This is a genomic window from Microbacterium sp. Leaf288 (assembly GCF_001422925.1).
In the GTDB taxonomy this organism is placed as follows: Bacteria; Actinomycetota; Actinomycetes; order Actinomycetales; family Microbacteriaceae; genus Microbacterium.
The window spans coordinates 757945-782623 of the sequence record NZ_LMNI01000010.1 but is presented as its reverse complement, the minus strand read 5'-3'; the positions used below and the strand labels follow the sequence as shown (position 1 = coordinate 782623).

The window sequence follows — 24679 nt, the reverse complement described above, 5'->3', positions numbered from 1 at the left end:
GGGTGAGCGAGCATCCTGCGGCGAATTCCTGCTCGGGATCCGCGCGCCCCGTGGGCTTCATTCACCGGCAGCGGAGGCGAGCGCTGCGCACGTCTCGACACGCTCCTCGCCGGGGAAGTACGTCGTCCATTCGTCCGTGGTGAGCTCTCGGCCGGCCAGCGTGCACGCGTGGGTCGACTGCTGCCGGGCGCCCAGCTCCCAGATCCGGATGCCGCTGGGCAGGGCTTCTATCAGGCTCTCGCCGTCGGCGGTGAGGAACCCGCCGGCGATGAGAGTCGCATCCGCCGCACCGTCGAGCGGACCCGCGAGGGCGACGTTCCCCGCCAGATCGTAGAGCGTGAGCGTGTTGTTGTACCCGACGTTCAGCAGCGTGCGACCGTCCGCGCTGACCGCGATCCGGTTGCCGCCGCCTGCAGCCCGCGCAAGGGCGGCGATCGGCTCGAGTGTGCGCAGGTCGTAGATCCGGGCTTCATCCTCCGCGACGCCGACCAAGCGGTCGTCGTCGACGGCCAGGCTCCCCTCCAGGCCGTAGAGACCGCGCGCGATGAGGTCTCCGGTCGAGATCTCGAAGACCCCGGTCTCCGAGGTGGCCCGCTTCACGTTCCACCAGGTGATCACGGCGCGCGTCGCGTCGGGCGTTTCGCTGATCGAACCCACGTCGGTGAAGCGCCCTTCGGCGAGCCTGATGATCGGTCCGAGGGCCTCGCCCGTCGAAGGGTCGAAGGCGACCACGGCGCCAGGCCATGCGGCGAAGGCCGGGGTCGCCCAGCCCCCCGGGTAGACGTTCACCGAGTCGGGCAGATCGCCGATGCGCAGGGGGATCTCGTCGCCCGTCGACACGTGCTCGAGCGTCGGCCGCCCCCACTGCTGCCAGTACCGCGCGTACAACGGGCCTGACTCGTACTCGGCGAAGCGTGCCACCACTCCGCTGCCGAGCGGCACGATCCTCGCCGACTCCTCGCCGACGGCGACGTCGCGGTCGATGTCCCACAGCCGCATCGGCCCGCCACCTGATGGCTGTGTGACGACGAGTGAGCCTCCTGCCTCGGGGCCCTCGAGAAGCTCGCGTCCTTTCGCGACGACCTCCGCGCCCGCGCCACCGCCGTCGATCCGCCAGCGCAGCCAGACCGGCGGGATCGTGGGGAAAGCGAGCAGGGACTGATCGTCGATGGTTTCGAAGAACGCCTTCCGGTTGTACTGCAGTGGCGCACGCGCACCCGTCGCCTCGCCGGTGTGGAGATCGAGGATCGACAATCCTCCGTATGATCCGCAGGCGATCGTGTCGGGGCTTACGAGATGCAGCGTTACGCAGGTCTCCGTCGGTTCCACGTTGCGGCGCCACAGGACGGTTCCGTCGGAGGCGATGCGGACCGTGCCGTCCCACCCTGCGGCCACCAATCCACCCCCGCCGTCGGTGATGATCGCTTCGCTCGATCTGTCGCTGTCGAGGGGAATCGTTCGCGCGAGCGCGAGTGAATCCTGTTCGTGCAACCGGATCTCGTGGCCTGCGCCGACGGCGACGAGTTCCTCGTCGACGATGGCGGGGCTCGCGTACACCTGCACGTCGTCCATGTTCGAAGGCGGGGAGGGCGCCCAGCCGCTCGATACCCGCACGACGCCTGACGCCGAGTCGACCGCGATCAGTTCGGCCGTCTCCGCGTCGACCATGAACAGACTCCGACCCGCCGCATCCCACACCGCGCCAGGCCACAACATGGCTCGAACCACGTCGATTTCCGGCCGGGCTCGTCCCCTCGCGAGATCGATCACCGAAAGGTGCGTCCAGCAGCACTCGTCCGCATCTACCGGATCAGTGGAGACGAAGACGGTGATCGCCGCAGCAGATCCGTCGGGACTCACCGAGACGCTCCGCTCCGACCCGGCGACCGCCGCCGGCAGCTCGGCGTCGAGCACGTCGATAGAGTCGCCGGTCGCCAGATCCACGATGTCGACCGTCGACGCTGTGCGATCGGTCGGAGCCGCCGATACTCGCACCGCGGTGCCCGTCCCCGGAATGACATCGAGCCAGGGGACTGACGCGTCGGCCCCGTGGTGGACGGCGACGACGCCTCCGGAGTTCGTCACGACACCCCAGAGCGCGGATCGCGTCCGCGGATCGTCGGGCCATCGGCGGTACGCCTCAGCGGCGAGCAATGCGGCGACCTCGCGGTCCTGGTCGAGCAGCGAGAGCGACGTCGCAACGAGTGCCTCGACGCTCGCGTTCTCGGCAGCGACCTGCGCCTCCCCGCCCCGCACGACCGCGAGGCTTCCGCCGACGATCGCCGCCACCACCAGCACGCCCGCACCTCCCACCGCCCACCGCAGCCGTCGGTTGCTCCGCTTCTCGCGGGCGGCGCGCTCGCCGAGCTCGCGCAGCTCGTCCTGCTCGCGTTCGGCCGACGCGTCCAGCAGTTCCCGCTCCACGGCGGTGAGGTCGGGCTGCGCCTCGCCACGCCAGTCAAGCGCCGCCTGCAGGCGCGCTCCGCGGAGCAGGTCCTCGTCCCGCCGGCCGGACCCGTTCCACAGCTCCGCCGCCGTCGCGACGACCGGGACGAGGCGCGCTCCCTCGGCGTCCTCCTCGAGCCAGCGGTCAAGGCGCGGCCACGCCGTCGCGATGGACTCATGGGCGATCGTCACCTCGTCCCCGTCGGTGGTCAGGAGTCGCGCGGTGACCAGGCGGTCGAGCACCCTGCGGCGCGCCGGGTCCGCGACGAGCGGTGCGAGCTGACCGGTATGCCGAACCGAGGCGCCGTCGGCGCCACGGTGCACGAGTCGCAGCATCAGAGATCGGCACGCATCGGCATCCTCGGCGTCGAGCGATCGGTAGAGGCTCTCGGCCGACTGTGCGATGGCGCCGACCAGACCTCCGGACGCCTCGTACCCGGCGACGGTGAGCGTCGCTCCCTCGCGCCGGACCCAGGTCTCGACCAGGGCGTGCGAGACGTGGGGAAGCGTGCTGCGCCGGTCGGCGGCATCCCTCACGATCACTTCGACGAGTCCCGGCTCCAGCCGGAGACCGGCGCGGGTGGCCGGGTACTCGATCGCCTCGCGCAGACCGGCGAGGCTGAGCGGCCCGATCGCGTAGACGCCCCGGCCGATCAGGGTTCCGATGTGAGGCAGACCCGTCGCGCGGTCGAGGAAGTCGCTGCGGAGGGTCATGATCACGGCCGACCCGGTCGACAGGACACTCGCGACGAGCGCGCACAACTCCTCCTGCTCGCGCTCGGGGAGCTGGAACACCGCCTCCGACTGGTCCACGACGACGAGGTCGGCCGCGCCCCGCTGCTCGAGCCGTCCGCGAAGTCGCGGCGCGGCTTCGCGTCCCGCGGTGACGATAGCCACGCGGCGGTCCTCCGAGGCGTGCGGGAGCAGGCCCGCGAACACCAGCGACGACTTCCCCGAGCCGGACGCCCCCACCACCGCGGTCAGCGTTCCCGGCCGCACGCGTTGCAGGAGCGCCTCGATGTCGCTCTCGCGTCCGAAGAACTCGTCCGCGTCGGCGGTCGAGAAGGCCGCCAGGCCGCGGTACGGGCACGCGTCGCTCACGCGATGCAGCGTCTTGACGAGGGCGAGGGCCGGATCCTGCCGCAGCATCGACGCCTCGAGTTCGCGCAGCCGCTGCCCGACGTCGATGCCGAGTTCGTCGACGAGTCGCGTGCGAGCGGCGCGCACGGTGGCGAGCGCCTCGGCCTGCCTCCCGGCGCGATAGTTGGCGATCGCGAGGATCGCCCAGCGATCCTCGCGGAGCGGGGCCGCGCGCACGAGGCGCTCGGCGTCGGCGATGACCGCGCGGTGCTCGCCTTCGGCGAGGCGGGCCTCGAGCAGCTCCTCCTGGGCGCTGTCGCGGATCTCGATGAGACGCTCGGCTTCGGCCGCCGCGGGCGCCCAGTCGACCAGCTCCGCGTAGGGTTCGCCGCGCCACAGCTCGAGCGCGCGCCGGTACGCGTCGACCGCGCGATCGTGCTCGTCATGCAGGGCATGCTGCCGCGCACTCGAGACCAGGCGTTCGAACTCGAACGCGTCGATCGTCGCGGGATCGATCCCCAGCGTGTACTCGGAGCCCCGGGTCACCACGGCGGCGCTCCCGAGCCCGGCCCGGATGCGGGCCACGCAGGTCTTCACCTGCTGCGGCCATGTGCGCGGCGGATCCTCGCCCCAGCACGCCTCCGCGAGGTCGCCCGGCGCGACAGTGCGTCCCGCTCGCACGATCAGTGCGGCGAGAACCACCCGCTCCCGCGGGCTCAGGGTGTGCTCGGTCCCCGTGTCGAGCGGCCCCAAGACCCTGATGGCCATCTTTGCAGTGTGATCTCCGCCGATACGAGCGTCAACGGCATCCGCCCCTGATCAGTACCGGACCAGTACCGGACGCGCCCGATCCCGATACCGGATGCCGCGACGCTGTGTTCACGGCCCGGCGTATCACCGCACCGCGACCGCGACTCACACCACACAACCCTCGCCAACCCGGGCGAGCATCATGAAAGGAACGGCCATGGACGGGAACACCCTGACCTACACGGCCGACCGGCTCGATCGCGAGCGGGCGGCCGCCCTGGATCGCGAGAACGAGATTCTCCGCAGCATCGCCGACCGCGGCGCGACGATCACGCCCGAGAGCCCGGCGTCGCACGTCGTCGCAGGCATCGGCGTGTGGTTCCGTCACCTCTTCACGAGGCCGCGGCAGCTGCGATTCTCTTGAATCCGTCGAGACCCGCCGCCCGGGAGCGCGGCGGGTCTCACCATGTCTGCGGCCGGGCTCACCGTCGGACTAGGCTCGCGGCATGTCCGCACCGCGCCCTGTCGAGATCGCCGTCCAAGACCCCGCAGGGGCCCGCTCCGCGATCGCGGCCGGGGCCACCCGTCTCGAGCTGTGCCAGGCCCTCGACGTGGGCGGGTTGACACCGTCGCTCGCGACCCTCGAGGCCGTGCTCGCGGCCGTCGACCCCGCGACCGTGAACGTGCTCGTGCGTCCTCGCGGAGGCGGGTTCGTCTACGACCCCGACGAGGTCGCGCTCGTGGCGGCCGACATCCGCGCGTGCGTGGATCGCGGCGCGGGCGGTGTGGTCGTGGGCGCGCTGACCTCGGCGGGCGGCCTCGACGTCGAGACGCTGCGCCGATGGCGGGATGCTGCGGGCCCCGCGACGCTCGTGTTCCACCGGGCCGTCGACGCCGCGGCCGATCCGTCGGCCGTCTTCAACGCGCTGGTGGCCGAGGGGGTCGACCGTGTGCTGACCTCGGGCGGTGCGCCGCGCTCCATCGACGGCCTCGCCATGCTGGCGGTGTTCGCGGAACGCTCGGGAGCTGTCGAGGTGATGGCGGGCGGCGGCGTGCAGCCGGCCGACATCCCGGCACTGTTCGCGGCCGGGGTCGACGCGGTGCACCTGTCGGCGCGAGCGCGCGCGGGCCACGATGCGCCGTCCGGCCCGGGCGGCGGGTCGCCGGGCCACGACGTCACCGACGCCGCAGTCGTGGCGGCGGCCGTCGCCGCCGCCGCCGGCTGAGGCAAGCGTCCCGCAGCCGTACACCGGATGATCGCCGCCAGGCCCGTGCCGGTTCACCTCGCCGGGTCACCGTCATGGCGTGCGCGCCACGAAACGTGTGACCACATTCCTTGCGGCCTCCATCCTCCTCATCGGGATTGCGGCCTCGGTCGGCGGTCCTGCCGGTGCGGCGGAATCGCCCCGAATCGTCACGTCGACGGGCACGGTGTCGCTCGTCGAGGTCGCGCCGGCAGGAGTTCGGGGCTCGGCTTCCGGCTTCTTCGAACTCGCGAATCCCGGTGATCGCCCGGTCGATCTCACGGGGTACGCGGTCTTCCGCTGCGACGACGAGGGTCTGCGGGCCCGCCCGTCGGATCCCGAGGCCGACCTGGGCGCAGTCGTCCTCGCGGCGGGGGAGCGGCGGGCGTTCCCGACGACCCGACTCTCTGAGCGCGGATACGGGCTCATCGTCATCGCCCCGTCGGGCGAGACCGTCGACGCTCTCGCCGTGTACTCGGACGATCCTGCGCCGACGACGTCGGAATGCGGGGGTGTCGAGCTGCCGGTGACCACTGCGGCGGCGCTCGGCGAGAGCTGGCAGCGCGCCGGGGCGTCCGCCGACGGGCGCTGGGTGCGCGCGATCGCGACCCCGGGTGGGTCGAACGTGCTTGCGGTCGCCGGCGACGAGCCGGTGCGGGTGTCGGAGATCGCCGCGGCAGGCCCGGCCGGGCGCAGCGACGACTTCGTCGAGCTCGAGAACGCCGGCCCGGTGGTCGTGGACCTCGACGGCTGGCGGCTCTACCGCTGCACCGCCACCGGGGCCGCCCCGAGCGAGGCGCTCCAGCACGTGTTCGACGCGAGCGCGACGCTTCGACCGGGGGAGCGTCTGGTGATCGGCGGTCCCGGATTCGCGGAAGACGCTGACGTCCGCGTCGAGACGTCGCTGGCCGACCCCGTGCACGGTGTGCTCCTCGTCGACGCCGACGGACGCCGGGTCGACGGAGTCGGAGTGTCTTCCCGCGAGGACACCGCCTGCCAGACCGGCCGCGACAAGCTGACCTCGACGCTGGACTACCGCACCGGGGAGAGCTGGCAGCGGCAGGCCGATGGCGGCTTCGCGATCGCAAGTCGCACGCCGGGGGCCCCGAACGCGGAGCGGTCGCGCTCGGCGGCCTCCTCGATCGCGACGGCGTTCGCGTACGACGATCGGCCGGGGTTGGCGGTGAGCGAGATCGCGACCGACCCCGAGATCGACGGGATGCCTCGGCGCAACTTCGTCGAGCTCGCGAACTTCGGAGCACGCGAGGTCGACATCTCGGGCTGGACGCTGGTCGCGTGCGGTGCCGACGGCTTCCGCAGGTTGGACGACCTCGCCGTCGTGGCTCCGGGCACGGTGCTGGGCCCCGACGACACGTGGACAGCCGCCCTTGAAGGAACACCGGCGGCCGGCGTGGCCGGCGCGGCGTACGCCGACCCGCTCGAGCTTGCGGGCGCGGGGGTGTGGGTGCAGGACGCCGAAGGGCGCCGTGTCGACAGCGTCGGCGTCTTCCACCGCAACGAGATGGACAGCAGCGTGGACGTCCCGAGCCCCTGCACGAAGGGACTCGCACTGTCGACCTTCGCCGTGGATCGGGTGCGCGGCGAGACACTGCAGCGCGCCGCGTTCACCGGCGATGACGCGAGCGACTTCTTCCCCGCCCCGGCGACCCCGGGCGTCCTCGCCGTGCGCCGTGCATCGTCTGCCGACGATGTGATCCGACGCGCGCTCGACGACGCCCGATCGGAAGCCGTCGATGCGGCTGTCGGCCGGGCCGCGGCCGTCGCGGTCGCCCCGCAGGCCGGCGACGGCACGCCGCTGGAGGTGCTGGCCGCCCACGCCGGCTCCTGGCCCTCGCCGCTCACCAGCAGGACGGCACCGGGCGAGCACGAGGTCTCAGCCGCAGGACTGACGGCGCGCGACGACGGGTACGACCTGCCTTACGTGCGGATGCGCGTGCGGGTGCCCGACGGCGGTGGCACCATCTCGTGGCAGGGCCGCACCGTCGGGCGGGCCGAAGTGCGGCTGTCGGTCTGGGCTCCGGGCGCCGGCACCACGGGCCGGGCGGGATGGCGCGCTCTCGACGAAGCCGCAGGCGCCCTGGCGGCAGCGGATGCCGCAGCCACCGCATCGGTGCGACTCGACGGAGTCGTGCGCGGCGAAGAGGTCGTCGGCGGCGCGGTCGACCTGCTGGTGCAGGTGGTGCCGAGAGCGGAGTCGGCGGCGGCCGACGCGGACGGGCTCGCCGACCCCGCGGACTACGACCTGGCTCTCGGGCACATCACCGACACGCAGTACTACTCGGAGGCGTACCCCGAGGTGTACGCGGGAGAGGTGGCGTGGCTGGCGGAGAATGCCGACGCGCGAAAGCTCGCTTTCGTCACCCACACGGGCGATCTCATCCAGAACTGGGTCGATCCGGGCCAGACGGAGGAGCGTGCCCGCCGCGAGTACGAGGTGGCGTCGCGGCTGCAAGGCGTGCTGGATGCGAACGGAATCGCGAACAGCGTGCTTCCGGGCAACCACGACAACAAGCGCGGCGTGAGCAACGACCTCTTCAACGAGTACTTCGGGCCGGAGCGATATCGGGACCGGCCGTGGTTCGGCGGTTCGCTCACCGCGGACGACAACAGCGCGAACTGGTCGTCGTTCGCGGCGGGCGGCGCGCGGTTCGTGATGATCTCGCTGCCGTACGCGTACGGCGAGCGCGAGGTCGCCTGGGCACAGGACGTCGTCGCCGCCCACCGCGATGCGAACGTCGTCATCTCGACGCACGAGCACCTCATGCCGGCGACGGCCACCGACGAGGCGGAGCGCTCGACGACCTCGCGATGGGTCTCGCACGGCGATCTGCTGTGGGAGCGGGTCGTCGCGCCGAACCGCAACGTCGTTCTCGTGCTGTCGGGGCACTTCCACGGGCTCGGCGCGATCATCACCGAGAACGCCGGGGGGATCCCCGGGCACACCGTGCTCGAGGCGCTCGCCGACTATCAGGAGTTCCGCACGCCGACGGGGGAACGGGCGACGGGCTTCCAGCGACTGCTCCAGGTCGATCTCGCCGCGGGAATGCTCGCGGTCGACACGTTCTCGGTGCCGCTCGGCGCCACGGCGAGTCATCCGTACGACTACACGCAGTTCCTCCCCGACGACGGCGACGCCGCGACCGCGTCCAACGAACGTCCCTGGCGCATCCTTGCGCAGGGACTGCAGCACCGCTACACCGAGGAGGACGACGCGTTCGCGGTGCCGCTGGCGCTGCAGTACGCGAAGGCGGTGGAGACGGATGCCGTCTCCACCGTGCGGGACTGAGGTATCACGGCGCGCCGGTGACGCCTCGGAAGCATGAGGGGCGGCACGCCCCCAGTCCACCCCCAGATCAGAGGAGCCGTCATGAACGTCGAACCATGGAGCACCGTCGGGCCGGGATCGTCAGCGGCGATCGTCCCCGGCATCCAGTACCTGCTGAGAGCGCACGGGCATGCCGTCGTCGTCGACGGCGACTACGGGCCCGCGACCGCGGCCGCGGTCTCCGCCGTCCAGACCGCGCAGGGCGTGCCCGCCGACGGCATCGTCGGACCCGTGACCTGGCCCAAGCTCGTCATCGCGGTGCACCAGGGGTCGACCGGCGACGCCGTCCGCGCCGTGCAGCAGTTCGGGCTCGCGCGATCGCCGGGGGAGGACCCGCTCGTCGTGGACGGGGACTTCGGCCCGATCACCAAGGAGCGGGTCGAGTTCTTCCAGGAGTCGTGGGGCCTCACCCTCGACGGCGTCGCCGGTCGCGAGACCTGGTCGTTCTTCAGCACGTTCATGCCGGGCGACCGCCCGTGGGCGCTCGTCAAGCAGGGGTCGTCGCAGGCCACGAACTGGCGCGTCCTCGCCGCGCAGCACCTGCTGCGTGCGCATGGCGCGACCATCGCGGCCGACGGTGCATTCGGACCGCAGAGCGGTCAGGCCGTCAAGACCTTCCAGCAGACGCTGCGCGCCGTCGAGATCTCGACCACGCTCGGGCAGCTGGACTGGCCGAGCCTCATCATCACCGTGAAGCAGGGTGACGGCCCGGGCGGGGCGAAGGGCGAGGCCGTGCGCGCCGTGCAGACGCTCCTCGCCGGCCTCGCCGTCGACGGCGACTTCGGTCCGGCCACCGACGCCGCGGTCCGTGAGTTCCAGCAGCTGTTCGCGCCGCCCGTCGACGGCATCGTGGGCCCGGACACCTGGCACACGCTGATGCTTCGGCTCTTCGAATGAGCGACGCGGGCCCGGGTGCCGCGACCAGCGCGGGTGGCATCCGGGCTTGCCGGGCCGCGGCACTACGCTGAGAACGTGACGACCGGACGCGACGACGACGCCCTCACCTGGGACGGCGACGACGATCCCACGCTCGACCACGGTGCGGCCGCAGAGCCGGAAGATGAGCTCGAGACGCGACCCGCGTCGACGACTGCGGAGCTCCCGAAGGGCTTCACCGCCGTGGGCAAAGGTAGCGAGACGCTGGACTCCACGGATGCGCCGGCCGCCGGATCGGTGCCCGAGGGCTCGTCCGAGGCGCCGGCCGTCACCCCGGGCCGTCAGCCGATGGGCAACGGCGCGCTGATCGCGTTCGGTGTGCTCGGCGGCGTGTATGCCCTCTATGCGATCGGCTGGCTCATCGGCGGCCTGCGCCTGCAGGGCAGGGCTCAGTACCTCGTGACCGACGTGATGTACCAGGGGAGCCTGTGGCTCGCCGTCCTGGCCCCGCTGCTGTGGTTCGCCACCACCCTGCTGCTCACCCGCACCTCGCGCGCGTGGCTGCGGTTCACGTGGCTCGCGGCCGGAGTCGTGCTGCTGCTGCCCTGGCCGTTCGTGATGATCGGGGCGATCGGACAATGAGCGAGAACGTGATGGATGCTGCGCCCTCGGCCGCGAAGCGCGGCAAGACGCCCACGTGGCTCGTGGCGACGATCTCGGGCGCCGTGGGCCTGTTCTACGCGTACGCCGTCTGGAACGCGATCGGCAACCTCGTGATCACGCTTCAGACGTTCGGTGGCGCGGGTGTCACACTCAACGCCCTCGGCTGGTTCATCTGGATCTTCGCCGCAGTGTTCCCGCTGCTGGTGTGGGGCGGAGCGTTCGCGATCGGACACCGACGGGCACCGCACGAGCTGCTCCTCGTGATGCTCACCGGCCTCGCGCTGGTGGCGGTGTTCTGGCTGAACGTCGTCGCGTACACGACGCTCAACTCCGCATCCTTCCTGGGCTGAGCCTGTCGCAGGTCGTCACACGGTCGGGCGCCTCGCCCTGCGGGCGGTAGGCTGGCACAGGCCTCGCCCCCCGACGGCGTGCGGCGCGGCATCCGGTTCTGCTCCGCGCGTTCGCGCACCGCCCCACTAAGGAACACCCGTGCCGAAGCCTGTCGTCCTGATCGCCGAAGAGCTCTCTCCCGCCACGATCGATGCCCTGGGTCCCGACTTCGACGTGCGCAACGTCGACGGCACCGACCGCCCCGCGCTTCTTTCGGCCCTTGCCGACGCCAACGCGGTGCTGATCCGCTCGGCGACGAAGATCGACGCCGAGGCGATCGCCGCGGCCCCCGTCCTCAAGGTCGTCGCCCGCGCCGGCGTCGGCCTCGACAACGTCGACATCAAGACGGCCACCACCGCCGGCGTCATGGTCGTGAACGCGCCGACCTCGAACATCATCTCGGCGGCCGAGCTCACCGTCGGCCATATCCTCAGCCTCGCGCGCCGCATCCCCGCCGCGCACGCGTCGCTCGCGGGCGGTGCGTGGAAGCGCAGCTCGTACACCGGCACCGAGCTCTTCGAGAAGACCGTCGGCATCATCGGCCTCGGCCGGATCGGCGCCCTCATCACGGCACGCCTGCAGGCGTTCGACGTGCGCGTCATCGCGTACGACCCCTACGTCACGAGCGCCCGCGCGCAGCAGCTCGGTGTGCAGCTGGTCACGCTCGACGAGCTGCTCGAGCAGAGCGACTTCGTCACGATCCACATGCCGAAGACCCCCGAGACCACGGGCATGATCGGCGCCGAGCAGTTCAAGATCATGAAGCCGACGGCGTACGTCGTCAACGTCGCGCGCGGCGGCCTCATCGATGAGGAGGCCCTCCACGCCGCCCTCACCGCGGGCGAGATCGCAGGCGCCGGCCTCGACGTGTTCACGTCGGAGCCCCCGGCGGAGGGCGGCACCGCCGCGGCGCTGCTGGACCTCCCGAACGTCGTCGTCACCCCGCACCTCGGCGCCTCCACGGAAGAGGCACAGGAGAAGGCGGGCGTCTCGGTCGCGAAGTCCGTGCGCCTCGCGCTCGGCGGCGAGCTCGTTCCCGACGCCGTGAACGTCGCGGGCGGCGTCATCGACCCGTACGTGCGCCCCGGCATCCCGCTCGTCGAGAAGCTCGGTCAGATCTTCTCGGCGCTCGCGCGGTCGCCGCTCACGAGCCTCGACGTCGAGGTGCACGGCGAGCTGCAGGGCTACGACGTCAGCGTGCTCAAGCTCGCCGCCCTCAAGGGCGTCTTCACGAACATCGTCAGCGAGACCGTGTCGTACGTGAACGCGCCGCTGCTCGCCGAACAGCGCGGTGTCGAGGTGCGCCTGCTCGTCGACGACGACAGCCCCGAGTACCGCAACGTCATCACGCTGCGCGGCGCCCTGTCGGACGGCTCGCAGCTCGCGATCTCGGGCACGCTCACCGGCCCGAAGCAGGTCGAGAAGCTGGTCGGCATCAACGACTACGCGATCGAGCTGCCGATCGAGACGAACCACGTCGTCATGCTGTACACCGATCGACCCGGCATCGTCGCGATCTACGGCCAGAAGTTCGGCGAGGCGGGCATCAACATCGCCGGCATGCAGATCGCGCGCCAGACGGCCGGCGGCCAGGCGCTGTCGGTCCTCACGGTCGACTCGCCGGTGCCCGACGCCCTGCTCGACGAGGTGAGCACCGCGATCCAGGCAGACCTGTTCCGCCAGATCGAGATCACCGAGTCCTGATTCCACGACGGATGCCGCGTCCCTGAGTCCTCGGCGAGGGCCAGGGCGCGGAATCCGTCGTCGCGTGCGGGCCAGACCCGGCGGAGGTCAGGGGCGCGCGGCGCGCTCCACGAGCGCGACCAGCGCGTCGAGCGCCTCGCCGCGGGGGACCGGGCCGGGGATGGAGCCGCCCGCGAGCGCGTTGTTGAAGTAGAGGCCGTCACTCACGAGCATCACGAGATCGAGCGCCGTGGCGTCCTTCGTGTGGGGCCGAAGCACAGAGGCCCAGTCGTCTCTGATGTGACGCAGCGCGTCGCTCGCCGTCGCGTCACCCCCCTGTGCGAGTCGCGATGTCGCGAGGATCGCTCGGTCGATCGGGTCGTTCGCCATGACCGACGTGTGCAGGAAGTAGGCGATGGGGCCCTCCGGCGCGGATGCCATCAGGTCGACGTCCGCCTGCACGAGCGCCCGCAGCCGTTCGATGAGCGCGGCTTCGAGAGCCTCCTTCGTGCCGAAGTGGTAGAGAAGTCCGCCCTTGGAGACCCCCGCGGCCTTCGCGGTGGCGTCCATCGTCGCCGCGCGCTCGCCCTCCTCGATGAGGATCTGCTCGAAGGCATCGAGCACCTTCTCGCGGGCGAGGGGAGGACGACTCATGGCCTCGATGGTATCGACAGGTGTCGGAGCATCCTGTTACTATACCGGCTGGACGGTATAGAAATGATGACTCTCACTCAAGAACTCTCGCTCGCCGACGCCCAGGGCCGGAAGGTCGGCTGGCGCGGCTGGGCGGCGCTGGTCGTGCTCATGCTGCCGGTGCTGCTCGTGTCGGTCGACAACACGGTGCTGAGCTTCGCGCTGCCGTCGATCGCCCTCGAACTCGGGCCTTCGAGCGCCCAGCAGCTGTGGATCATCGACGCGTATCCGCTCGTGCTCGCGGGCCTGCTCGTCACGATGGGCACGCTCGGGGACCGGTTCGGCCGGCGACGGATGCTGCTCATCGGCGCGACCGGCTTCGCCGCCGTGTCGGTGCTCGCGGCTTTCGCGCCGAGCGCCGCGTGGCTCATCGCAGCCCGCGCGGCGATGGGCGTGTTCGGCGCGATGCTCATGCCGTCGACGCTCTCGCTGCTGCGCAGCATCTTCACCGACCGCGATCAGCGACGTCTCGCGATCGCGGTCTGGGCATCGATGTTCTCCGCGGGAGCGGCGCTCGGCCCGATCGTGGGCGGACTGCTGCTCGAGCACTTCTCGTGGGGCTCGGTGTTCCTCATGTCGGTGCCGGTGCTGATCCCGCTTCTGGTGCTCGCGCCGCTGCTGGTGCCCGAGAGCCGCGACCCGAAGCCCGGCCGCATCGACCCGCTCAGCATCGCGCTGTCGATGGCGACGATGATCCCGGTCGTCTACGGCATCAAGGAACTCGCGGTGCACGGGTTCACCGTCGCCGCGTGGCTGCCGATGCTCGTCGGCCTCGGCTTCGGCGTGCTCTTCGTACGCCGCCAGCTCCGTGCCAAGACCCCGATGCTCGACATGCGGCTGTTCGGCCTCGGCACTTTCAGCGGTGCGCTGCTGGTGAACCTCCTCAGCGTGATCGCGCTGGTCGGCTTCCTCTTCTTCGTCGCGCAACACCTGCAGCTCATCGTCGGGCTGTCGCCGATGCAAGCCGGTCTCGCACTCGTCCCGGGCCTCGCGATGATGATCCTGGCGGGCCTCGCCGTCGTGCCGATCTCGAAGAAGTGGCCTGCACGGATCGTCGTCCCGATCGCCCTGGTGTTCTCCGTCGCGGGCTACATCGCGGTGGCGTTCGCCACCGGGCCGGACAGCATCGGCACGCTGGTCGCGGCGTTCATCTCGCTCGGCATCGGCATCGGCGCGGCCGAGACCGTGTCGAACGAACTCGTGCTCTCGAGCGCACCGCCCGCGAAGGCGGGTGCCGCGAGCGCCGTCTCGGAGACGGCGTACGAGCTCGGTGCTGTTCTCGGCACGACGGTGCTGGGCGGCATCCTGACGGCTCTCTACCGCACGAATCTCGTGGTGCCGGACGGTGTTCCGGATGCCGCGGCCGCGGCGGCGTCCGAGACCCTGGCGGGTGCGGTGCACGCGGCCGACCAGCTCGGCGGGGCCACGGGCGAGGCGCTCTTCGAAGCGGCGGCCACGGCGTTCGACGCCGGTGTCACGGTGACTGCGCTCATCGGAGCGGCCCTCGTGGTCGTCGCAGGGGTCATCGCGGCCACTACCCTGGGAGGGTCCCGCCAGAAGTCGTAGGAGCACCATGTCGCGTGTCGTGAAGCTGGCCGTCATCCCGGGTGACGGCATCGGTCCGGAGGTCATCGCCGAAGCGGAGAAGGTGCTGGACGCCGCGACCGCGGGCAGCAGCATCCGTTTCGAGAAGACGCGGTACTCGCTCGGCGCCGCCCGCTTCCTCGAGACCGGCGACACGCTCACGGACGACGACCTCGACGCGATCAAGACGCACGATGCGATCCTCCTGGGCGCCGTCGGGGGAGTGCCCGGCGACCCGCGGCTGAAGAACGCGAACATCGAGCGCGGGCTGCTGCTCAAGCTGCGGTTCGAGCTCGACCACTACGTCAACCTGCGTCCGTCGAAGCTGTACCCGGGCGTACCGGGGCCGCTGGCCGAGCCGGGCGACATCGACTTCGTCGTCGTCCGCGAGGGCACCGAGGGGCCGTATGTCGGCAACGGCGGATCGATCCGCACCGGCACGCCGCACGAGGTCGCCAACGAGACCTCGGTGAACACCGCCTTCGGCGTCGAGCGGGTGGTGCGCTACGCGTTCGACCTCGCCGAGCGTCGCCGCAAGAAGCTCACCCTCGTGCACAAGACCAACGTGCTGGTGCACGCCGGCGGGATCTGGAAGCGGCTCGTCGACGACGTGGCGCGGGAGCACCCCGACGTCGCCGTAGACTATCTGCACGTCGACGCGGCAACCATCTTCCTGGTCACGAACCCGGGCCGTTTCGACGTGATCGTCACCGACAACCTCTTCGGCGACATCCTCACAGACCTGGCCGGCGCCGTGACCGGTGGCATCGGCCTCGCAGCCTCGGGCAACATCAACCCCGACGGCGCGTTCCCCTCGATGTTCGAGCCCGTGCACGGATCGGCGCCCGACATCGCAGGACTGCAGAAGGCCGATCCCACGGCCGCGATCCTCTCCGTCTCACTGTTGCTCGATCACCTCGGGCTCACCGACGAGGCACAGCGCGTCACCACGGCTGTCGAAGCGGACATCGCGAACCGGGGCACCGCAGCGCGCACCACCGCGCAGATCGGCGACGCCATCGCCGGCCGGCTCCCGGCGTAACCTGGAACCGGCAAGCGCCTCTCCATCCAGCGGCTCGACCGCACGAAAGCACAGGCTCGTCATGACCCTCATCGATTCCGATCCCGACACCGGCCTCGCGCCTCTCGAGTTCACCGTCAACCGCAACCTCCAGGCGAAGACCACGGCGCAGCGCGAGGAGATCCTCGCGAACCCCGGCTTCGGAACCAGCTTCACCGACCACATGGTCGACATCTGCTGGTCGGTCGGCGGCGGATGGCACCGACCGCGCGTCCAGCCGTACGGCCCGCTGTCGCTCGATCCCGCCGCGGCGGTGCTGCACTACGGCCAGGAGATCTTCGAGGGCATCAAGGCCTACCGCCACGCGGACGGGTCGGTCCACACGTTCCGTCCCGATCAGAACGGCCGCCGGCTGCAGCGCTCCGCCCGCCGCCTCGCGCTGCCCGAACTGCCGGTCTCGTACTTCATCCAGTCGCTGCGCGAGCTCATCGCCGTCGATGGCGCGTGGGTGCCGTCGGGCGATGACCAGAGCCTGTACCTGCGCCCCTTCATGTTCGCCAAGGAGGCGTTCCTGGGCGTCCGCCCCGCGCACAAGGTCGGCTACTACGTCATCGCCTCGCCCGCCGGCGCCTACTTCAAGGGCGGCGTGCAGCCGGTGTCGATCTGGCTCAGCGAGGATTACGCCCGCGCCGGCAAGGGCGGCACGGGTGCGGCCAAGACGGGCGGCAACTACGCCGCGAGCCTGCTGCCCCAGTCCGAGGCGTACGAGAACGAGTGCGACCAGGTCGTCTTCCTCGACCAGGACCGCAACGTCGAGGAGCTCGGCGGCATGAACGTCGTGTTCGTCTACAAGGACGGCACCATCGTCACTCCGCAGTCCGACTCGATCCTCGAGGGCATCACGCGCGACTCGATCCTCCAGCTCGCCGCCGACCGTGGCCACAAGGTCGAGGGCCGTGCCGTGTCGTTCGACGAGTGGCGTCAGGGTGTGGCATCCGGCGACATCGTCGAGGTGTTCGCCTGCGGCACGGCCGCCGTGGTCACCCCGATCGGCGCGCTCAAGGGCAAGGACTTCCTCGACGAGCAGCCGACCGGCTCGCTCGCCCTCTCGCTGCGCGAGGAGCTCACCGACATCCAGTACGGCCGCCGCGAGGACAAGCACAACTGGCTGGTGCGCCTCGACGGCTGAGCGGCGCCCACACCGAATCCCCTGGAGCGGACGGATGCTGCGGCATCCGTCCGCTCCGTCGTTGTGGTGCACGCCACCGGGGCCGGCGTCGGCGCTTCTCGCTAGGCTGAGCGGGTGAGGATCGCGCGCTTCAGCCACAACGACGCCATCAGATTCGGAATCGTCGACGAGGGCGAGCTGGTCGTCCTCGCGGGCGACCCGATGTTCGCCGGCTACGAGACGACGGGGGAGCGCGTGCCGCTCGCCGATGTCGCGCTGCTGGCGCCCGTGATCCCCCGCTCCAAGATCGTGGCGGTCGGCCGCAACTACCGCGACCACGCTGCCGAGCTGGGCAACGACGTGCCGACGTCGCCGATGCTGTTCTTCAAGCCGAACACGTCGGTGATCGGCCCCGGCGACGCGGTCGTGCTGCCCAAGGGGTCTGACTTCATCAGCTTCGAGGGCGAGCTCGCCGCCGTCATCGGCCGCATCGCCAAGAACGTCTCGGCCGAGAACGCGCTCGACTACGTCTTCGGCTACACGATCGCGAACGACCTCACGGCACGCGATTGGCAGAAGTCGGACGGCCAGTGGGCGCGCGCCAAGGGCTTCGACACGTCCTGCCCGCTGGGTCCGGCGATCGAGACCGATTTCGACGTGAACGGCCCCGCGGTCATCACGACCCGTCTCAACGGCGAGGTGCGCCAGCAGGGTCCGATCAGCGACATGATCTTCTCGCTCGCCGATGTCATCGCCTTCGCCTCGGCCGCCTTCACGCTTCTGCCGGGCGACGTCATCCTCACGGGCACCCCCGCCGGCGTCGGCCAGATCAGCGCGGGTGACACCGTCGAGGTCGAGATCACCGGGCTCGGGACGCTCCGCAATCCCGCCCGCGATGGCTGAGACCGGATCAGAACCGGCGGTCGACATCGCGCCGACCGAAGACGAGCTCGCGCGCGTCCAGCGACGCACCGTATGGGTCCTGTCGGGCGGGCAGGTGCTCGGCGGGCTCGCGTTCGGTGCGACGCTGTCGCTGGGCGCGGTGCTCGCGGCCGAGCTGTCCGGCGAAGACGCGTTCTCGGGGCTGGCGGCGGCCGCCGTCACCTTCGGCACGGCGCTGACGGCGGTGCCGCTCGCGGCGATCGCCCGCCGCCGCGGCCGCAGGCTGTCACTCACCACGGGCATGGCCGTCGCACTCATCGGTGTCGGCCTCGTGATCTTCGCCGTCGCGCTGCGATCGTTCCCGGTCCTGCTCGCGGGATTCCTCATCATCGGCTCAGGGCAGGCCGCGAACCTGCAGTCCCGCTTCGCCGCGGCGGATCTCGCGACGGATGCCTCCCGCGGCCGGGATCTGTCGATCGTGGTGTGGGCGACCACCGTGGGAGCGGTCCTCGGCCCGAACCTCACCGGCCCCGGCGAACTGATCGGCGGCGCCATCGGGATGCCGCCGCTGACGGGTGCGTACCTGTTCACCATCGTCGCGCAGGGGCTCGCCATCGTCCTCTATCTGGTCGCGATGCGACCCGACCCGCTGCTGCTCGCGCAGCGCGTCGTGGCCTCCGCGAAGGCGGCGAGCCGGACGATCGCCAAGGCCGACCGGCCCGTGGCTGCGCGCTACGCGATCTTCGCGGTCGCCGCGGCCCACGGCACGATGGTCTCGGTCATGGCGATGACGCCCGTGCACCTGGCGCACCTGACGCACGGCGCGACGGAGGCCGCGACCCTGTCGATCATCGGTCTCACGATCAGCCTGCACATCGCCGGCATGTACATGCTCTCGCCGGTCTTCGGCATCCTCGCCGACAAGCTCGGGCGCGTCCCGACGATCCTCGTGGGTCAGGTGCTGCTCGCCGCCGCGCTGCTGACGGCGTCGTTCGGCCAGGCCTCGACGACGGCGGTGACGGTCGCGCTGGTGCTGCTCGGGCTCGGGTGGAGCGCGTCGACCGTCGCCGGCTCGACGCTGCTGACCGAGTCGTCGTCGGAGGAGCTGCGCACCAGGCGGCAGGGGATCAGCGACTTCACGATGAGCATCGTCGGCGGCGTCGGCGCGATCACCGCCGGCGCACTGCTCGGCTGGATCGGCTACGGCGGGCTCGCGCTCGTCGTGATGGTGCTCGTCGCCGCCTCGGTGGTGCTTTCCCCGCTGGGCTGGCGGGCGTCCACCGCGCGGGCGCCGGAGGCCGCGTCGGGCGCCTGACCGCCCGACAGGCCCGTCAGAACAGCGTCTCGACGAGGTCGGTCACGATCGCCGCCTCGAGATCCTCCACCGAATCCACCACCGGCACGAGCCGCCACTTGTCGAGCATCGTGCACGGGTGCGAGAGTCCGAACACCACGAGATCGCCCACGGACAGCGGCGAATCGCGCCCGATGCGCACGAAGCCGTGCTGATCGCTGAGCTTGGTCGTCTCGGCGCCGGGAAGCGGCATCCGCCCACCGTCCCTCGTGATCGCGTACAGCGGCGTCGGCAGCCCCTCGTCGTACGGGAAGTCGCGCTTGCCGGCATCGACGATCGCCGTGTCGGCGTCCTGTCGCGACACCACTCGTGCGAGTCCGCGCGCCGCGGGGCGGAGTCCCGATCCCTCGAACGGCGAGTTCTGCCGGTAGTAGCCGTGGTCGTGCACGAGGTACGCCCCCGAGCGCAGGACGAAACGCGCGCGGTCGCCGCCGACGGCTGCGGCGGCGAACGCCGCGCCGACCACGTCCGGATAGGCGCTGCCGCCGGCGGACACCAGCACGTCGCCGTCGTCGTAGAACTCGGCCACCGCGTCGTGGACGGCGAGCAGCTCGTCGATGTACGCCTTCGCCGACGCCAGCGCCTCTTCGCCGCGCCCGTGCGCGACGGAGCCCTCGTACCCGGTGACGCCGGCGAGGCGCACGGCCGGCGAGGCCGCCGCGCGTTCGGCCACCGCGACCGCCGCCTCGAGCGATCGGGCGCCCGTGCGGCCACCGGGACGGCCCACATCCACGAGAACCTCGAGCGGACGCTCCGCCGGCTCGCCGAGGGCACGCTCGATCGCCTCGATCCCGGCGACGTCATCGACCCAGCTCCAGATCCTCGTGCCCGCCGTGACGACGTCGGCGGTCCAGCGGATCGCCTCCGGCTGCACGAGCTGGTTGGCGAGCATGATCGCCGGGATGCCGGCATCCACCGCCACGCGCAGCTGCGAGGGGTTCGCCACCGTGATGCCGGTGGCTCCCGCCTCAAGCTGCCGACGCCACAGCTGCGGCGCCATCGTGGTCTTGCCGTGCGGCATCAGTTCGAGCCCACGCGCGGCCACCCAGCCGGCCAGGAACGCGATGTTGTCGTCGAGCACGCCGTCGTCGAGCACGACGAGGGGCGTCCACAGGTCGGCGAGCCGTGGCCTGCGCGCCAGGAATCCGGCGACGGTCAGGCCCGCGGCATCCGACGGCAGCGCCTTGTCGCCCGCGTCGAGCAGGCGAGCCGCGACACCGCGCTGCGGGGCTGACATCACTCGCCCGGGAGGACGGCGACGACGTCGATCTCGACGAGGATGTCGTACAGGTCGGAGCCGACCGTGGTGCGCACCGGGTAGGGCTCGGTGAAGAACTCGGCGTAGGCGCGGTTGTACTCGGCGAAGTCGCGCTTGAGGTGCTGCAGGTGCGCCGTCACCTTGACGACGTCGTCGAACGAGGCGCCCTTGGCGGCGAGCACGCTGCCGACGTTGCGCAGCACCTGCTGCGTCTGCTCGTAGACGCCGCCGGGCACGAGCTCTCCCGTCGCGGGGTCCTGCGGGCCGAACCCCGCGGTGAAGAGCAGGCCCGCGGCGGCGACGCCGTGACTGTATGGCCCGGCGGGCTTCGGAGCGTTCTCGATGAGGACGGCGTGCTTGGTCATGGGGTTCCTCTCCTGGGGGCGAATGGTTGCTCGCCTGTCAAGAAGTGCCGGCCGGGGCGGCAGTTCGCGACAGGGGAGCAGTCTGATTCGAACGGCGAAGGCCGCGCCCGGCCAGAGCGCCGGTGAGTCCTCCGCCGCGCAGCACGTGCGTGCCGTTGACGAAGACGTCATCGATGCCGCGCACGGGCTGCTGAGGGTCGTCGTAGGTGGCGGCATCCGTGACGGTCGCCGGGTCCACGATGGCGACATCCGCGGCAGCGCCAGAACGCAGCATGCCGCGATCGGCCAGTCCGAACCGCTCGGCGGCGCGCGCGGCGAGGTGGACGGCGGCTCCTTCCCACGTGAACGAGCGTCCGACGTAGGTGCCGAGGAACCGGCCGAACGCGCCCCACGCGCGGGGGTGCGGCACCGCCCCGATGAAGATGCCGTCCGAGCCGCCGGTGTGCCCTGGATGTGCGAACAGCTGCGCCAGATTCTCGACCGGGCGCTCGTCTCGCACCGCCATCACCGCGTTGACCTCCATGCGCCCGGCGACGAGGAGGTCGAGCGTCGCCTCTTCGACCGAGGTCTGCCGACGATCGGCGATCTCGGCGAGGGTCCGTCCGGGCGCCCAGGCCCAGTCCTTCGCGGGCGTGTGCCCGACGCGGATCATCGAGGGCCAGTCGGGTCCGAGACTCGGCTTGTGTGCGACGGTGGGGAACCACTCGTCGCGCAGCCGCGCGCGCTCGGCCGGATCCGACAGCCGGGCGATCGCCTCGTCGACGTCCATCGCGCTGTACTCCGGCGGAAGCACCGCCATCGAGACGAGCGTGCAGCCCCGCGTGTACGGGTACATGTCGAAGGAGAGATCGGCTCCGGATGCTGCGGCCTCCGTCAGCAGCCGTTCGGCGTCGTCGGCATCGACGTGAAGGTGCGAGACGTGGCCGCGGACGCCGTCGTGCGCCGTGCCCGGCGCGCAGATCGCGACGACCTCTTGGATGCCGGCCGCGGTGTTGGTCTCGTAGCCGCCCCGCATGTGCGTCACGTAGAGCGCGCCCGCCGGGGCCAGAGGAGCGCACAGCTGTGCGAGCTCGTCCGCGTCGGCGAAGATGCCGGGTACGTAGTCGAGCCCGGTCGACAGCCCGAGCGCGCCGGCGCCGAGACCGTCGGCCACGAGCCGCTGCATCCGGGTCAGCTGCGCGGCATCCGCTCGTCCCGTCGCCATGCCCATGACCTCGTGGCGCACGGTGCCGGCAGGCACGAGGTAGCCGACATTGAGGGGCGTGGTGCCGTCGTAGGTGCCGAGCAGCTCTGCGACGCCGCCGCCCGCGTAGGTCGGGTGCGTGCCGTTGATCGCCGCGAAGTACCGGCTCGCCCAGACGCCATCGCCGGGGGCGTAAGAGACGCCGTCCTGCCCGCCGATGACGGTCGTGACTCCCTGGCGCAGCAGTGCGAGCTGCACGTCCGACCGGAAGACGGCTCCGTCGGCGTGCGCGTGCGCGTCGATGAAGCCCGGCATCACCAGGCGCCCGCGACAGTCGACGACGTCATCGCCTTCTTGCGCCGGGATGTCGCCGATCACGCCGATCCGATCGCCGAGGATCTCGACGTCGGCTTCGCGGGAATCGCCTCCCGTGCCGTCGACCACGATGCCGCCGCGCAGCACCGTGCGGTCGGGGTGGGCGGTCATGCGGCCTCCGTCGTGCGGGGCCCGGCTGACCCGCGTTGGCAGTCTACGCAGTCGCCGGAATGCGCCGAGGGCGTGCCGTCAGTGGCCCAGCGCCGCGAGTGCGAGGTCGACGTCGTCGGCGTCGTTGAAGACGTGGAACGCCACGCGTGCGCGGCCCGACCGGCCGGATGCGGTGATCCCCGCCGCGGTCAGTCGTGCGAGGTCGCACCCGTCCAGGTCGTCCCACGTGACGATCGCCGACGCGCGCTCCGGCTGTGCGAGGCCGAGGCCGGTGCGGAAGGCCGCAGCGAGCCCGGTCGCGTGCTCATGGAGCTCCGCAGGATCCAGCGACGCGAAGAGCCCGAGTGCCGGGGCTGCGCCGACGAAGGCTTGCCACGCCGGCGACACGTCGAAGCGGCGGGCATCGGATGCGAGTTCGACCTCCGTGCCGTAGCACGACGACCAGGGATCGTCCCCGGCATACCAGCCGGCGTTGAGCGGTGTCATGCGCGCACCCAGGCGGTCCGACACGGTCAGGAACGACACACCCCGCGGCGCGCAGAGCCACTTGTACGCGTGGCACACGACGGCATCGAAGACGGATGCCTCGACGCGAAGCCAGCCGACGGCCTGCGTCGCGTCGCACAGCGTGAGGGCATCGTGCGCGGCCGCTGCGGCGGCGATCGCCGCAGCATCCGCCACCTCCCCTGTCGCCGACTGCACGACGGAGAACGCGATCAGCGCCGTGGTCGGACGCACGTGCGCTGCCAGGTCGGCCAGCGGCGCGGTGCGCACGACGAGCCCGCGGCCGGAGTGGATGAACGGCAGTACGAGCGACGAGAACTCGCCGTCGGGCACGAGCACCTCCGCGCCGCGGGGGAGCGCGGAAGCCACCATTCCCGCCGCGACCGAGGTCTGCGAGCCGATGGCCACCCGTTCGGCCCCGACGCCGACGAGGGAGGCGAACAGCGCCCGCGAGCGCTCGACCGCCGCACAGTAGGCGGCGAGGTCGGGGCGGCCCGAGGCGGACGCGTCGAGGTCCGCCACCACGGCGCGTCGCGTCGCGCGGCTCGGCAGGCCCACCGTGCACGCCGCGAGGTAGTCGCGGCCTCCGGTGAACTCACGCCTCGCGGCGTCGACAGTGGGGTGAGGAGCGATCGCGGGCATGCATCCAGGTTGACGGCGGCGATTGCCTACGTCTATGGCAGGTGTTCCATGCTGGACATAACAAAGACTTATGATTCATGCATGACGGATGCGTGGGACGACGACCCGGGCTTCGACGCGCGCGAACTGCGCGTCGTGAAGGCGATCGCCGACGAAGGGTCCATCACGGGCGCCGCCCTCGCTCTCGGCTACAGCCAGCCCGCGGTGAGTCAGCAGCTCAAGCGCCTCGAACAGCGCCTCGGGGTCGCGCTCGTCGAACGTGTCGGTCGCAGCGTGCGCCTCACCGACGCCGGCCGCATCCTCGCGCGGCACGCTCCCGCCGTGACGACGGCTCTGGATGCTGCCGCCGGCGAGCTCGCCGAGCTCCGCGGTCTCCGCGCCGCGCGCGTGCGCCTCGTCGGCTTCCCGTCGGCCTCGCCCACGATCGTGCCGCGCCTGCTCGCGGACCTCGCGCAGCGGCATCCGGGAATCTCCCTCACCTACGTCGAGGCGGAGCCCCCGGAGGCCGTCGAGGCCGTGCGAGAGGACCGCACCGACATCGCCCTCACCTTCAGCTACCCGGGCGACCGCGACGATCCGCACGGCTCGAGCGCCCGCGGCCTCGCCGTGCAGACGGTCGGCGCCGACGAGCTGCTCGCGGTGCTTCCCGCGGAGCACCCGGCGGCGACCGCGGAGATCATCGATGTCGCGACCCTTGCCGACGACGACTGGATCGCCGGGTGCCCGCGCTGCCGGGGTCACCTGCTCGAGCTGTGCGGGCGCGCCGGGTTCGCGCCGCGCATCGCGTTCGAGACCGACAACTTCGTCGCCGTCGAAGGGCTCGTCGCGCAGGGGATCGGCGTCGCGACGCTGCCCCGGATGGCGGTCGAGTCGTTCCCGCAGCTGCCGGGGGTGGCGGTGGTGCCGCTGCCGGCGGGGGAGCAGCGTCGCATCCACACCGTGACGGCGCGCGGCGCGGACCGCGTTCCCGCGGTGCGCGCGACGCTGAACGCCCTTGCGCGGCTCATCGCCGAGCCCCTGGCCGAGCCTGGTTCCGCAGCATCCCGCAACTAGACTCAGGGG

The 24679-nt window shown here is 71.4% G+C and carries 19 protein-coding genes; 13 read left to right on the top strand and 6 right to left on the bottom strand.

From position 1 onward, the window contains the following. Nucleotides 1–57: 57 nt before the first annotated feature. On the bottom strand, nucleotides 58–4293 hold the full coding sequence (locus ASF40_RS07725; protein ID WP_056367651.1) for an AfsR/SARP family transcriptional regulator: 4236 nt from the start codon (nucleotides 4291–4293) through the stop codon (nucleotides 58–60). A gap of 199 nt (nucleotides 4294–4492) precedes the next feature. Between ASF40_RS07725 and ASF40_RS07720 the strand changes: the two genes are divergently transcribed. From ASF40_RS07720 to serA, 7 genes are all read left to right on the top strand, one after another. Then, on the top strand, nucleotides 4493–4699 hold the full coding sequence (locus ASF40_RS07720) for a hypothetical protein (protein WP_056367649.1): 207 nt from the start codon (nucleotides 4493–4495) through the stop codon (nucleotides 4697–4699). Between the two features lie 82 nt (nucleotides 4700–4781). Beyond that, nucleotides 4782–5501 (top strand): copper homeostasis protein CutC, encoded by a 720-nt coding sequence (locus tag ASF40_RS07715; RefSeq protein ID WP_056367647.1) that lies wholly within the window; start codon nucleotides 4782–4784, stop codon nucleotides 5499–5501. A 97-nt stretch (nucleotides 5502–5598) separates the two neighbouring features. Beyond that, nucleotides 5599–8826 carry a lamin tail domain-containing protein gene (locus tag ASF40_RS07710; RefSeq protein WP_056367645.1) on the top strand — a complete coding sequence of 1076 codons (3228 nt, stop codon included), beginning with the start codon at nucleotides 5599–5601 and terminating at the stop codon, nucleotides 8824–8826. Between the two features lie 81 nt (nucleotides 8827–8907). Further along, nucleotides 8908–9762 (top strand): peptidoglycan-binding domain-containing protein, encoded by an 855-nt coding sequence (locus ASF40_RS07705; protein ID WP_056367643.1) that lies wholly within the window; start codon nucleotides 8908–8910, stop codon nucleotides 9760–9762. 75 nt (nucleotides 9763–9837) lie between these two features. After that, the gene (locus tag ASF40_RS07700) at nucleotides 9838–10383 is read left to right on the top strand and encodes a hypothetical protein (protein ID WP_056367641.1); all 546 of its coding nucleotides are present in this window, start codon (nucleotides 9838–9840) and stop codon (nucleotides 10381–10383) included. Then, nucleotides 10380–10754, top strand: coding sequence for a bacitracin resistance protein (locus ASF40_RS07695; RefSeq protein ID WP_235560164.1), 375 nt, complete (start codon nucleotides 10380–10382; stop codon nucleotides 10752–10754). Before ASF40_RS07700 ends, ASF40_RS07695 begins: the two co-directional genes overlap by 4 nt. A 139-nt stretch (nucleotides 10755–10893) precedes the next feature. Further along, entirely contained in the window at nucleotides 10894–12498 is a 1605-nt protein-coding gene (gene serA, locus ASF40_RS07690; RefSeq protein ID WP_056367640.1) for a phosphoglycerate dehydrogenase, read from the top strand. An 87-nt stretch (nucleotides 12499–12585) separates the two neighbouring features. Here serA and ASF40_RS07685 read toward each other — a convergent pair whose 3' ends face one another. Continuing rightward, nucleotides 12586–13131, bottom strand: a complete 546-nt coding sequence (locus ASF40_RS07685) for a TetR/AcrR family transcriptional regulator (RefSeq protein ID WP_056367639.1) — start codon at nucleotides 13129–13131, stop codon at nucleotides 12586–12588. A 63-nt stretch (nucleotides 13132–13194) separates the two neighbouring features. Here ASF40_RS07685 and ASF40_RS07680 point away from each other — a divergent pair, with 63 nt between their 5' ends. From ASF40_RS07680 to ASF40_RS07660, 5 genes are all read left to right on the top strand, one after another. Beyond that, complete coding sequence (locus ASF40_RS07680) at nucleotides 13195–14736, top strand: MFS transporter (protein ID WP_082496917.1); 1542 nt, start codon at nucleotides 13195–13197, stop codon at nucleotides 14734–14736. A gap of 7 nt (nucleotides 14737–14743) precedes the next feature. Continuing rightward, complete coding sequence (locus ASF40_RS07675; protein WP_056367637.1) at nucleotides 14744–15796, top strand: 3-isopropylmalate dehydrogenase; 1053 nt, start codon at nucleotides 14744–14746, stop codon at nucleotides 15794–15796. A gap of 61 nt (nucleotides 15797–15857) precedes the next feature. After that, nucleotides 15858–16964, top strand: coding sequence for a branched-chain amino acid aminotransferase (locus tag ASF40_RS07670; protein ID WP_056367634.1), 1107 nt, complete (start codon nucleotides 15858–15860; stop codon nucleotides 16962–16964). A gap of 114 nt (nucleotides 16965–17078) precedes the next feature. Next, the gene (locus ASF40_RS07665; RefSeq protein WP_056367632.1) at nucleotides 17079–17846 is read left to right on the top strand and encodes a fumarylacetoacetate hydrolase family protein; all 768 of its coding nucleotides are present in this window, start codon (nucleotides 17079–17081) and stop codon (nucleotides 17844–17846) included. Continuing rightward, the gene (locus ASF40_RS07660) at nucleotides 17839–19140 is read left to right on the top strand and encodes an MFS transporter (RefSeq protein WP_056367630.1); all 1302 of its coding nucleotides are present in this window, start codon (nucleotides 17839–17841) and stop codon (nucleotides 19138–19140) included. Before ASF40_RS07665 ends, ASF40_RS07660 begins: the two co-directional genes overlap by 8 nt. 16 nt (nucleotides 19141–19156) lie before the next feature. Here the strand turns inward: ASF40_RS07660 and ASF40_RS07655 are convergent, their stop codons facing one another. The 4 genes from ASF40_RS07655 to ASF40_RS07640 all read right to left on the bottom strand — a co-directional run bounded on the left by ASF40_RS07655 (nucleotide 19157) and on the right by ASF40_RS07640 (nucleotide 23617). Continuing rightward, the gene (locus ASF40_RS07655) at nucleotides 19157–20416 is read right to left on the bottom strand and encodes an alanine racemase (protein WP_056367628.1); all 1260 of its coding nucleotides are present in this window, start codon (nucleotides 20414–20416) and stop codon (nucleotides 19157–19159) included. Then, the gene (locus ASF40_RS07650) at nucleotides 20416–20802 is read right to left on the bottom strand and encodes a RidA family protein (RefSeq protein ID WP_056367626.1); all 387 of its coding nucleotides are present in this window, start codon (nucleotides 20800–20802) and stop codon (nucleotides 20416–20418) included. The genes ASF40_RS07655 and ASF40_RS07650 overlap by 1 nt, the downstream gene beginning before the upstream one ends. A gap of 37 nt (nucleotides 20803–20839) precedes the next feature. Further along, nucleotides 20840–22471 carry an N-acyl-D-amino-acid deacylase family protein gene (locus tag ASF40_RS07645; protein ID WP_056367624.1) on the bottom strand — a complete coding sequence of 544 codons (1632 nt, stop codon included), beginning with the start codon at nucleotides 22469–22471 and terminating at the stop codon, nucleotides 20840–20842. 78 nt (nucleotides 22472–22549) lie between these two features. Continuing rightward, nucleotides 22550–23617, bottom strand: coding sequence for an aminotransferase class V-fold PLP-dependent enzyme (locus ASF40_RS07640; protein WP_056367622.1), 1068 nt, complete (start codon nucleotides 23615–23617; stop codon nucleotides 22550–22552). An 81-nt stretch (nucleotides 23618–23698) separates the two neighbouring features. Between ASF40_RS07640 and ASF40_RS07635 the strand changes: the two genes are divergently transcribed. Next, on the top strand, nucleotides 23699–24670 hold the full coding sequence (locus ASF40_RS07635; protein WP_056367619.1) for a LysR family transcriptional regulator: 972 nt from the start codon (nucleotides 23699–23701) through the stop codon (nucleotides 24668–24670). The last annotated feature ends 9 nt before the right edge of the window (nucleotides 24671–24679 follow it).